The following is a 9798-nucleotide window of genomic DNA, read 5'->3' as shown; positions in this document are numbered from 1 at the left end:
CGGTTCTGCGGCGCCTCGGACCAGGCCAGGGGGCGTCCGGGCGTATTGCCGCGCCGAATGACCTGGGTCGGTTCGACGCGAGTGGTCTCGTCGCCGGGTGGGCGCTGAGGGTGTGGCGGGCGGTGCGGTCCGGGCCCGCCCGGCGGCGGGACCCGGCGCGTCCGCGGGTACTGCCGGGGGTCGTCGCCGTTCATCACCGTGATGCTACTGATCCCGGCGACCCTCCGGTTCATCTCGATTCGATAGTCGTCAGGGCAACCACGACACGTGACCGTGCAGCAATGTGTATCCGATGTAGGCCACGGTATCGATCGTGGCGTGCGCCAGGACCAGCGGCCAGAGCCGGTCGGTGCGCTGCCAGAACCGGCCGAAGATCAGGCCCATCACCAGATTTCCGAGACCACCGCCCAGGCCCTGGTAGAGGTGATAACTGCCGCGCAGCAGGGCCGAGGCGGTCAGCGACCGATTGTCCGACCAGCCCAGCGCCCGCAGCCGGGTCAGCAGATAGGCCACCACCACGACCTCCTCGGCCACCGCGTTCGCCAGCGCCGACAGGATCAATACGGGTAGACGCCACCAGTGATCACCCAGTGAGCTCGGCACGATGGTCACGCTCATACCCAGCGCGTGCGCGGTCAGATACAGCGCGAGGCCCGGCAGCCCGATCACCGCCGCGAGCACCAGTCCGGGAATCACGTCCCCGCGCAACCGAATCCGCGCGAATCCGATCATTCGCGGCCCGAGCCCGCTGCGCCACAGCAGATACAGCCCGAGTGCGCCCCATCCCATCAGCCGCGCCACGCTCAACAGCTGGAACAGCAGATCGATCGTCGACTGCGCCGCCCGCGACGGATTCAGCGCCACCGTCTGCCCGCCCACCCCACCGGGGGCCAGCGCGCTCTCGAGCAGCGACAGTGCCGCATTCGCCCCGCTGAGTCCGAACGTGACGACCAGCACGACCGCGATTTCGATCCGAATCGAGCGGCGTTCGTCGACGGGAGAGATCATTGCGCCAATCTATGCGGACCTCCGAACGCGGCGTCGAACACCGCGCGGTGTCGATGTACTCCCGGACCCGGTGGATCAGCCCATCGCGCAATTCGAAGACGAAGCGGTAATCATTGCGATAGGGGTTGCCGTCGGCCAGGGTCGCGCTCATGGTCTCCTCGACGATGACCCGATCGCCGTCGCTGTAGAAACCGTGGCACTGGATCGCCACCTCGCACACGAACAGCCGCGAGAAACCTCGGCGATAAAGCGGGTGATCGCCTCCGTCCCGATCAGGTGACCGGGCCCGCCGAGGCTGTCGCGGCCGCATTGCCCTCCGGGGCAAGCCATTCGGCGTCCGGGTGAAATGCGGCGCTATCTGTTCGGCGTCGTGCGTTGCGAAGGCCCGCCAGGCGGATCGGACGATATCGCGTTGTCGCCCATGAACGCGAATCCAGGGCCCGAAACCCCTTGGCGCTGGCGGGAATCGGCCGAGGTTCCCCCGGAAGCTCAGAGGCGACGTGTGCCGTGCAGGAACGGGCAGCCCGCGAGAATGCGCACGGCCTTGCTCAGCGCCTGCACGTCGTCGACGGGATGCTCGAAGGACAGGCGCACGTCGTGGTCACCCTCGTGACCCTCCACGCGCAGCGTCACGCCGTAGCGGTCGATGGCCAGTGGGCGGACCGAACCGCCGCGCAGGCGGACCGGCAGATGCCGGGCCAGGCGGGCGATGACATCGGCGTGGTCGGAATCCATATGCTGCAACCACGCCGATTCCAGCTCCCAGAACGGATCGGGGCGGGCATCGCGCAGTTCACCGAGGCAGGCCGCGGCGGCGCCGCTGGAATCGGCCACGACGGCGGAGTCGAGTACCAGGCGCAGCACGGTCGTGGTGTGGCCGACATCGAGCAGATTCGGATGCGGATTCTCCTTGGCCACCTCGGTGGCCAGCGCGCGCTGGGCGTAATCGGGGACGGCGTGTACCCGGCCGCGCAGCCAGACCAGCGAGCGGACCGGTTCGCGCAGGGCCAGCGGCGCGTGATCGGTCAGTTCCAGGACCGCGGGGGAGCCGTTGGGTTCGGCCGCGGCGCGGGCCGCGGGCGAATCGAGGGCAACGGTGATCACGGCATCGCCGCATGAGCGCAGGTGATGGACGGGTGTGCGGACGGTATCGGTACCGGGCAGGGCGAGCATCGCCTGATCGGCATGGGCACAGGCGCTGCGCACCCGTTCTGCGGTCGTCGGTGCGACGGTCGTGGACGGGCGGCGCATGTAGTACCTCCGAGGGAACAATCCGTGCCGAATGGGAATTAGGTAACCCTAAGCTAAGTGACGAACGCCGCCTGCGCAAGCATTGCGATCGCTACGGTGGAAACCGTGCCGCACGATTCGACTTCCGTTTCCGGACCGGTTCCCCTGTCGTTGGGTCTGCCGGTTCCCCAGCCCGCCGATCTGGTGGACGGCCTGATCAGACCGATCGGCGCGATCCCGAATGTGCCGGTGCTGGACCCGGCCGAGCCCGAGGATCGGATCGCCGCGTTCCTGGCCGGGATCGCTCACGCCGATACCGGTTTCGTGATCCGTACCGATTCGGGCGAGCGAGCGCTGGCCGTACTCGCCGCCACCGCCGCGGCCCTGTGCGGCGAGGATATTCGCACCGCGCTCACCAGGCCCGATCTGGAATTCCTGCGGGCGCTGGGCGGTCCGGCGGTGGCGGCGCTGCGCGAGGTGCTGCTGGCCGTGGAGACCGCCGCGCCCGAGGCCGTGGCCGCGGGTCTGGCCGTGCTGCGGGCCTAGGACAATCGTGCAAACTTCCGGCGTGTTCCCGACCGCTCGGTAATGTCGTATCCGTGCCGCGTATCGCCTATTTCGGGCCGTCGGGAACCTTCACCGAGATGGCCCTCGCCAAGCTCGAGTCCGCCGCCGCCTTCGACGGGCCGGTGGAACGGATCGCCGCGCCCAGTCAGGGCGACGCCCTCGAACTGATCCGTGCCGGTGAGGTCGAGGGCGCGGTCGTCCCGATCGAGAGTTCCATCGAGGGTTCGATCTCGACCACACTCGACGCGCTCGCGGTCGGGCCGCGGTTGCAGATCGTGGCCGAGACCGAACTCGATGTCGCGTTCACCATCGTCGCCCGCCCGGGTATCGCGCTGGCCGATGTCGAGGTCGTCGCGGCCTATCCGGTCGCGGCCGCGCAGGTGCGAATGTGGCTGGCGCACCGGCTGCCCCGGGCGCGGTTGTACACCTCGGCCTCCAATGCCGCCGCCGCCGAGGATGTGGCCGCCGGACATGCCGACGCGGCCGTATCCACCGCGCTGGCCGGACAGCGGCTCGGGCTGGTCGAACTCGCGTCGGGCGTGGCCGACCACGATCAGGCGACGACCCGATTCGTTCTGGTCACCCGGCCGTGCACCGCGCCGCCGCGCACCGGGGCCGACCGCACCTCGCTGGTGATTCTGGAACTGCCCAACGAGCCCGGTTCGCTCATGCGGGTATTCGCCGAATTCGCCACCCGCGGAGTCGATCTCACCCGAATCGAATCACGGCCCACCCGAACGGGTATGGGCACCTATCGTTTCTATCTGGATTGCGTCGGCCATATCGACGACACCGCCGTCGCCGAGGCGTTGAAGGCGCTGCACCGCACCGCCGGTCGGATCCGCTACCTGGGATCCTGGCCCGCGAGTTCACCCAGCGGTTCGGCTCCGCCGCCCGATGAACCGGCCGCCGCCTGGCTGACCGATCTGAAGAAGGGGGTGGCAGACCTGTGAACAAACTCGTTCTGGTGCGCCACGGTGAAACCGAAGGCAATGTCGCGAAGATCCTCGACACCCGGGTGCCGGGGCTGCCGCTGACCGAACGCGGTGTGGCACAGGCGAAATCGTTCGCCGCGAATCTGGCCGCGCCGCCGCGGCGGCTGTTCAGCTCGGACGCGCTGCGGGCCCGGCAGACCGCGAGCCATATCGAGGCCGTCACCGGGGTGCCCGCACAGGTCCTCGAAGGCGTCTACGAGGTGCAGGTCGGCGAGCTCGAGGGACTGAATTCCGATGCGGCGCACGAACATTTCCAGCGGATCTACCATGCCTGGCATCGCGGCGATCTGACCGTGCGCACGCCCGGCGGGGAATCGGGCTCGGAGGTGCTGGACCGGTATCTGCCCGTACTGGAACAACTTCGGGCCGCCTATCTGACCGATGCCGAGGCGGGTGACATCCTGCTGGTGAGCCACGGCGCGGCGATGCGCCTGGCCGCCGCGGCGATCAGCGGGGTCGCGGCCCCGTTCACGACGAACAATCATCTCGACAACACCGAGACGATCGAACTGGCGCCGCGCGCCGACGGCGGCTGGGACTGCCTGCGGTGGGGGCGCTATACGCCGCCCTTCGGCCAGGAGGTCGAGCCCACCGCCGACGATCCGATGGGCTGACCGGGCTCAGGCTGGTCCGGCCTTGGGCGTGAAATCCTCGCGCAGCGGCAGCTTATCGATCAGATCCTTCAGCGCCGTGCGCAGCCGAGCCGGGGTGCCGCTGGCCAGCGAGGTCCACAGCACATCCTCCTCGGACCGCGTGGTGGTCGCGATGAAGCGTCCGCCGCGGGTGTTGTAGACCGAGACCATACCGTCGGTGATATCGCGGGTGCCGTCGCCGTAGATCACGCCGACAACCGAGGCGTGCGAATGGATTTCGACCAGCGCCGAGCCCAGCGCCTGCGCGTCACGCGCCGGTTTGCCCACCTTGGTGAGCCGCTCGACGGTGGCCGCGGCATCGCCCGCGTCGTTGAAGATGGGCTTGAGCTCCTCGGTGAGGACATTCATGCCGTGTAGTTCGAGCGGATCCGCCGGGCCGAGCGCCGCCATCACCGTGCCGGGCAGATCGTGGCCCGCCTCGTCGATGACATAGGAGTCCGGCCCGCGCAGGGCGACGACCTCGAGCTCGTCGCCCTTCGCCAGACAGAAACGGTTCACCCGGTCGGCGATGTACCAGCGCAGGGCGATCACCCAGTGCGGCCGGTACAGCGCGCGCAGCCGATCCTCGAGGTCCCGGTGCACGACGCCGTCGACGAGTAGCTCACGCGCGGTGAGCGATTCGGCGGCCGCGGCCATCGCCGCATCGTGGTCGGTCACATTGTCGTAGCGACCCATCGCGTCCAGCACGACGGGTACCTCGTCGATCTCCAGCTTCTCGAGCAGAAACTGCATCTCGTCCAGCGACAGCGGGACCGCCTCGAGCATCGACGGGCCGCGGCCCGCGCCGAGCACCGTCACTTAGCGTTCCCCAGTCGGCGCGCCGCCGATGACGCCCTCCGCGATGACCCGGCCGTCGGCGAAATGCTCGCCGCGCAGGTAGTCGGCGCTCTTGTGCTGGCCGTCCTCTTCCTCGTCCTCGCGGACCTGGTGGCCGAGCAGCGGATTGCCGCCGGTGGCATTGGTGCGCGCGGGGGCCGGGCCGCCGCTCATCTGGACCACCGACGGTTCGGGCGCGGCGGCGGCCACGGCCGGGTTGCTCCCACCCAGCACATTGCCCGCTCCCCAGCCCTCGGGCAGTTTGAGGCTGCCCGCGCCGTTGCCGATGCCGACCGAACCACCGAAGGACACCGCCCGGGTGGCCGCCGCGCCGCCACCGGCGGCGACCGCGCCCATACCGGCCATCATCGGCGTGCCGGCCGTAACCGCCGGGGCCGCAGTGGCATTGGTGACCGCGGCGATGGCGCCACTGGCCACATGTCCGGCGGTAGTGACGCCCGTACTGGCCACCGAACCCGCGAACTGCGCGGCCTGGGTTGCCGCGCCCGCGACGCCCGGATTGGACAGGAACGCCTGTGCGGCGCCGACCGCGGCCTGCACCGGATCGACCGCGCCGCCCTCCTGGAAGGCGGTTTCGGTGTTCTGTGCGCCGCCGTCGGCCGAGCCCGCGCCATTGGCGATGGGCGGGGGCATGAGGAACTGATTCGGCGTGACGACCGCGGCCGAGGTCGCGGCCTCATAGGTCTCCATCACCAGCGCGGCGCGCAGATCCATGGCGGCCTTGGCCGCCTCGGCGACCTCGGCGCTGCCGTCCAGATCGCCGCCGTGCGCATGCGCGGCGACGCGCAGTGCCTCGACGGCCGCGATCTCGGGCAGGCTGGGCATGGCCAGCGATGCGACGGTGTAGGCGGTGGCGTTCGCCGCGGCCTTGGCGCCCATGGCGGCGGCCAGCACGCTCTGTCCCTCGGCCCAGCTGGTGAAACCGGTGAGCCGGGCCAGTGCGGCGATACCGTTGACGCCCTGCATGCCGACGCCGAGTTCGGCCATCACGCGGGCAACGGTCGCGGTCGCGTCGACCCAGGCGGCGGTGAGGGCGCCCCAGGCGGTCGCGGCGGCGGAGATCGGAATGGCGTGCGCGCCGGCATTGAGCGAGATCGAGTTCGCCTCGGCCATGCGGGGCAACCAGAACACTCCGGTGATCCCTGCGGTCATTGTTACTCCCCTTAACGAATGGTGGTGGCGGATCCGGTCCCGGTCAGATCACCGAAACGCCGGCGGCGTTCCCGAGATCGTCGGCGATGAACTGGGCCAGCTGTTGACGCAGCGTCATGGCGGCGTGATTCAACTCGAGGATGCCCTGGGCCACGGCGCGATCGTGGCTGACGGCGGCCTGGTTGAAATGATTGGCGGCCAGGAAGGACACCTCTTCGGCCCCGGACGGGAGGACATGGGTGGCCGGACCGGACAAACCGGAGACGGCGGCCAGACGCTCGGCCAGCAGATCGAGTTCCGCGGCGGCTGCGAGGACGATTTCGGGCGAGATATTGACGAGGCCAACCATTACTCGAACTCCTTCTAGTGGCGGCTGCAGCTCTGTCGGGCAGACGTAGGTTTGCCCTTCGGTGGAACCACGAGAATTCCCCCTACGAGTAGTTGGACGCGATGTCGCCGCTTCCGGTTCCCTCGAGCCCAGTTTCTTTCGTCTTGACCCGCTCCGCGGGTCAAGACTAGCCCCATCCCAGCTGATGCAGGCGGTCTTCGTCAATCCCGAAGTAGTGAGCAATCTCATGGATCACGGTGATCGCGACCTCCTCGACCACCTCGTCTTCGCTGTGGCACATCTCGAGAATGGCATCGCGATAGATCGTGACCGTATCGGGAAGCGCTCCGCCGTAATGGCTATCGATTCGCTCGGTGAGCGAGATGCCCTGATAGAGCCCGAGCAACTGCGGATCCTCCGGGTTGCGGGGTTCGATCAACACCACCACGTTGTCGATCGCGCGCGCCAATTCCGGCGGAATCATGTCCAGGGCGTCGGAGACCAGTTCCTCGAACCGATCGTCCGGCATACGCACCGCCACCGCGATTACCGCGGGGGCGCCGCGCCGGGAAGCGGCTGCGGGGTGGAGCGGCCCGAACTCGGCGGCGGCACCGGCGCCTGGCCGTCGATCATGATGTCGCCCTTGGCCGAACCCGTGATGGTCGAGAAGCCGCCCTGAGTGCCCTTGCCCACCAGGCAGTTCAGCTTGTGGCTGCCGATCAGCCAGCTGCGGGCGTCGATATTGTCCCAGAAGATGGTGAGCGTCTTGTTGATCAGCGCGTCCTGTCCGCCCAGGTAGTCGCCGGCCACCCGCGCGCACTCGTCCTGCATGAACTTGTCCTGGTCGTCGCTGTTCGGCGGGCCGCCGGTGAAGTGCGCGCCCAGATCGACCACCGACATGACCTCGTACGCATGCGGTTTCGCGCAATCGGTCGGCTCGTTGGTCGGCAGGTTCTGATTGATGCCGATGCAGGTGCCCGGATCGAAGGTGCGGGATTGATCGCTGTCGCGGACCCGGCCGACGGTCTGCTGCGTCGCATTGCCGTTGGCGCTGACCAACTGCAGGCCGCAGCGGATCGTGCGATCGCCCTTGCGCCAGCCGTCGTCGCCCGGATTGATCATGCCGACCACGAACCGCCCGCGCGGATCGAATTTGCCGCCCAGATAGGCGGTGGCGGCCGGGGTGCAGTGCTCGTCGCGCAATTCCTGGAAGCGCAGCGAATCGGGAAACCGTGAGCCCGGCCCGAATTCCCGGCCCGGATAGGCGCTCAGGTCGATATCGGCGGTGACCTCGAACAGATGCTTGTCCGCGCAGTTGGTCTTGCTCAGATCGAGCGTCTTGGCGCTGCTCCAGTTCAGGCAGTCGCCCGAGCGCGCGGTGCCGAAGGCGGTATTGGCCCGGCCGGGCTGCGCCGGTCCGGCCGGATCATGCGCCTCGAGTCCGTGTGAACTGCGGAAGCCGGAGATGAGCATGGTCACCAGCGCCGCCACCACCGCGCCGATCGCCACGGCCAGCAGCCCCCAGCGCAATTTGTGTGCCGGCAGGTGAATCCGTCCGGCCTTACTGCGCGCGGACGAGGATCCGGCGCCGGCGGGCGGCTCGGCTCCGGGATCGGGCTCCTGGGACGGCACATCGTGGGAGGACATCGCGCTCCATGATGGCAGCGCGGGGCGGGCGCCGCCACGATCGGATCCGGATCCGCGGCCACCGAGTACGGGTAATAGGCTGCTTACTCGTGATCGACCTGCGATTCCTGCGCGAGAACCCGGATGCCGTGCGTGCCTCCCAGCGAGCCCGCGGCGAGGACCCGGCCCTGGTGGATGCCTTGCTGGAGGCCGATGCGGCCCGCCGCGCCGCGGTGGCGTCCGCCGACAACCTGCGGTCCGAGCACAAGGCGCTCGGCAAGAAGGTCGGCAAGGCGTCTCCGGAGGAGCGCCCGGCACTGCTGGCCCACGGACAGGAACTGTCGGCGAAGGTGAAGGAGGCCGAGGCCGCCGAGGCCGCCGCCGACGCCGCACTCGACGCCGCCCATCGCGCGATCTCCAATGTCGTACAGGACGGCGCGCCCGCGGGCGGCGAGGACGATTACGTGGTCCTCGAAACCGTGGGCACGCCACCGCGGTTCGACTTCGAACCCAAGGACCATCTGGAACTGGCCGAGGCACTGGGCCTGGTGGATATGGAACGCGGCGCCAAGGTGTCCGGTTCGCGGTTCTACTTCCTCACCGGCTACGGCGCGCTGCTGCAGCTGGCCCTGCTGCAGCTGGCCGCGCAGCGCGCGACGGCCAACGGGTTCACCATGATGATCCCGCCCGTGCTGGTGCGCCCGGAGGTCATGGCGGGCACCGGCTTCCTGGGCCAGCACTCGGCCGAGGTCTATCACCTCGAGGAGGACGATCTGTATCTGGTCGGCACCTCCGAGGTTCCGATGGCCGGATACCACGCCGACGAGATCCTGGATCTGAGCGCGGGTCCCAAGCGCTACGCCGGTTGGTCGTCCTGCTTCCGGCGCGAGGCGGGCAGCTACGGCAAGGACACCCGCGGCATCATTCGCGTACACCAGTTCGACAAGGTCGAGATGTTCGTGTTCTGCAAGCCCGAGGACGCCGATGCCGAACATCGGCGACTGCTGGCCTGGGAGAAGGACATGCTCGCCGCGATCGAGGTGCCCTACCGGGTGATCGATGTGGCCGGTGGCGACCTCGGCAGCTCGGCCGCGCGCAAATTCGACTGCGAGGCATGGGTGCCCACCCAGCAGACCTATCGCGAGCTCACCTCGACCTCGAATTGCACCACCTTCCAGGCCCGTCGGCTCTCGGTGCGCTACCGCGACGAGAACGGCAAGCCGCAGATCGCCGCGACCCTCAACGGCACGCTGGCGACCACGCGCTGGCTGGTGGCGCTGTGGGAGAACCATCAGCGCGCCGACGGTTCGGTACGCGTGCCCGCCGCGCTCGTGCCGTTCGTCGGACGCGAGGTGCTGGAACCGTTGCGATAGCTGATAATTCGCGAGCAATCGGTGCGCTA

Annotated in this window: 11 protein-coding genes and 2 pseudogenes; 4 read left to right on the top strand and 9 right to left on the bottom strand. The window is 68.8% G+C overall.

Features of this window, described 5'->3' with window-relative positions:
• The 4 genes and pseudogenes from NP4_RS42235 to NP4_RS37495 all read right to left on the bottom strand — a co-directional run.
• Nucleotides 1-194: pseudogene (locus tag NP4_RS42235) on the bottom strand (LCP family protein); the annotation flags it as partial.
• 55 nt (nt 195-249) lie between these two features.
• On the bottom strand, nt 250-1008 hold the full coding sequence (locus NP4_RS37505) for a CPBP family glutamic-type intramembrane protease (protein WP_068008686.1): 759 nt from the start codon (nt 1006-1008) through the stop codon (nt 250-252).
• 127 nt (nt 1009-1135) lie between these two features.
• A pseudogene (locus NP4_RS43495) lies at nt 1136-1366 on the bottom strand (hypothetical protein); the annotation flags it as partial.
• A gap of 131 nt (nt 1367-1497) precedes the next feature.
• Nucleotides 1498-2259: a DUF2470 domain-containing protein gene (locus tag NP4_RS37495; RefSeq protein ID WP_068008681.1), complete on the bottom strand. Its 762-nt coding sequence runs from the start codon at nt 2257-2259 to the stop codon at nt 1498-1500.
• A 105-nt stretch (nt 2260-2364) separates the two neighbouring features.
• Here NP4_RS37495 and NP4_RS37490 point away from each other — a divergent pair, with 105 nt between their 5' ends.
• Genes NP4_RS37490 through NP4_RS37480 form a run of 3 tightly spaced genes read left to right on the top strand, consistent with a single transcriptional unit; the run spans nt 2365 to nt 4414 of the window.
• On the top strand, nt 2365-2784 hold the full coding sequence (locus tag NP4_RS37490; RefSeq protein WP_068008711.1) for a hypothetical protein: 420 nt from the start codon (nt 2365-2367) through the stop codon (nt 2782-2784).
• A gap of 53 nt (nt 2785-2837) precedes the next feature.
• Nucleotides 2838-3758, top strand: a complete 921-nt coding sequence (pheA, locus tag NP4_RS37485) for a prephenate dehydratase (RefSeq protein WP_068008677.1) — start codon at nt 2838-2840, stop codon at nt 3756-3758.
• Nucleotides 3755-4414: a histidine phosphatase family protein gene (locus tag NP4_RS37480; protein WP_068008675.1), complete on the top strand. Its 660-nt coding sequence runs from the start codon at nt 3755-3757 to the stop codon at nt 4412-4414. The genes pheA and NP4_RS37480 overlap by 4 nt, the downstream gene beginning before the upstream one ends.
• Nucleotides 4415-4420: 6 nt before the next feature.
• On the opposite strand, the gene NP4_RS37475 is transcribed toward NP4_RS37480, so the two are convergent.
• From NP4_RS37475 to NP4_RS37455, 5 genes are all read right to left on the bottom strand, one after another.
• A complete protein-coding gene (locus tag NP4_RS37475; protein WP_082876563.1) occupies nt 4421-5251 on the bottom strand; it encodes an ESX secretion-associated protein EspG in 831 nt (276 codons plus the stop codon).
• Nucleotides 5252-6442 carry a PPE domain-containing protein gene (locus NP4_RS37470; RefSeq protein WP_068008673.1) on the bottom strand — a complete coding sequence of 397 codons (1191 nt, stop codon included), beginning with the start codon at nt 6440-6442 and terminating at the stop codon, nt 5252-5254. It abuts the gene before it with no gap.
• 43 nt (nt 6443-6485) lie between these two features.
• Entirely contained in the window at nt 6486-6791 is a 306-nt protein-coding gene (locus NP4_RS37465) for a PE domain-containing protein (RefSeq protein WP_068008670.1), read from the bottom strand.
• A gap of 166 nt (nt 6792-6957) precedes the next feature.
• On the bottom strand, nt 6958-7311 hold the full coding sequence (locus tag NP4_RS37460) for a metallopeptidase family protein (protein WP_068008667.1): 354 nt from the start codon (nt 7309-7311) through the stop codon (nt 6958-6960).
• Between the two features lie 5 nt (nt 7312-7316).
• Entirely contained in the window at nt 7317-8417 is a 1101-nt protein-coding gene (locus tag NP4_RS37455) for a septum formation family protein (RefSeq protein WP_068008663.1), read from the bottom strand.
• 89 nt (nt 8418-8506) lie between these two features.
• Between NP4_RS37455 and serS the strand changes: the two genes are divergently transcribed.
• On the top strand, nt 8507-9769 hold the full coding sequence (gene serS / locus NP4_RS37450) for a serine--tRNA ligase (RefSeq protein ID WP_068008660.1): 1263 nt from the start codon (nt 8507-8509) through the stop codon (nt 9767-9769).
• The last annotated feature ends 29 nt before the right edge of the window (nt 9770-9798 follow it).

The organism is Nocardia pseudobrasiliensis NBRC 108224, from assembly GCF_001613105.1.
GTDB classification, from domain to species: domain Bacteria; phylum Actinomycetota; class Actinomycetes; order Mycobacteriales; family Mycobacteriaceae; genus Nocardia; species Nocardia pseudobrasiliensis.
The sequence above is the reverse complement of the archived record's forward strand: the minus strand, read 5'-3'. Positions and strand labels throughout refer to the sequence as shown.

Excerpts from the sequence above, each read along its gene's own strand:
- NP4_RS37470 (WP_068008673.1), bottom strand. The coding sequence starts at position 6,442 with ATGACCGCAGGGATCACCGGAGTGTTCTGGTTGCCCCGCATGGCCGAG.
- NP4_RS37495 (WP_068008681.1), bottom strand. The coding sequence starts at position 2,259 with ATGCGCCGCCCGTCCACGACCGTCGCACCGACGACCGCAGAACGGGTG.
- NP4_RS37505 (WP_068008686.1), bottom strand. The coding sequence starts at position 1,008 with ATGATCTCTCCCGTCGACGAACGCCGCTCGATTCGGATCGAAATCGCG.
- NP4_RS37455 (WP_068008663.1), bottom strand. The coding sequence starts at position 8,417 with ATGTCCTCCCACGATGTGCCGTCCCAGGAGCCCGATCCCGGAGCCGAG.
- NP4_RS37465 (WP_068008670.1), bottom strand. The coding sequence starts at position 6,791 with ATGGTTGGCCTCGTCAATATCTCGCCCGAAATCGTCCTCGCAGCCGCC.